Genomic DNA, 599 nt, shown 5'->3' on the forward strand with positions numbered 1-599 from the left:
TTTAAAATGTTATAATAACCCTAGAATTAAAAAGGAGGAATCATGATGAGTGTGACATTTGGTGGAAATACAGTAACCTTAGAAGGGAATAAAGTATCTTTAGGGGACAAGGCTCCAGATTTTGAAGCGTTAGATACGAGTTTAACCCCGGTTAAATTGAGTGATTTTGATTCAGAGTTTATCGTTATCAGTGTTGTGCCTTCCTTAGATACGGGAGTATGTGATTTTCAGACTAAACGGTTCAATAAGTTAGTCACAGATTTTGACGATGTGACGTTAATTACAATTTCTAATGACTTACCATTCGCACAAAAAAGATGGTGCGGAAGTGAAGGGTTAGATAATATCGTGACCCTTTCAGATCATAAAGATTTAGACTTTGCTAAAAAATATGGAACCCTAATGAAAGAAAATCGTTTATTGGCCCGAAGCTTATTTGTACTCGATAAGGACCGTGAAATTGTTTATAAAGAGTTTGCGCCGGAGGCGAGTGAACATCTAAATTATGAGAAATTTGTTGCGGAATTAGAAGTCCTAAGAAGAAATTCCTAAGCCTAGCCAACGCTAGGCTTTTTTTATGATACAATATGAGAGGGAGT

At 36.2% G+C, this 599-nt stretch carries 1 protein-coding gene; it reads left to right on the plus strand.

The window, feature by feature from the left end:
- Positions 1-42: 42 nt before the first annotated feature.
- Entirely contained in the window at positions 43-552 is a 510-nt protein-coding gene (gene tpx / locus ABCO64_RS10610) for a thiol peroxidase (RefSeq protein ID WP_343089451.1), read from the plus strand.
- The last annotated feature ends 47 nt before the right edge of the window (positions 553-599 follow it).

Source organism: Methanocalculus natronophilus, assembly GCF_038751955.1.
Lineage (GTDB): Archaea > Halobacteriota > Methanomicrobia > Methanomicrobiales > Methanocorpusculaceae > Methanocalculus > Methanocalculus natronophilus.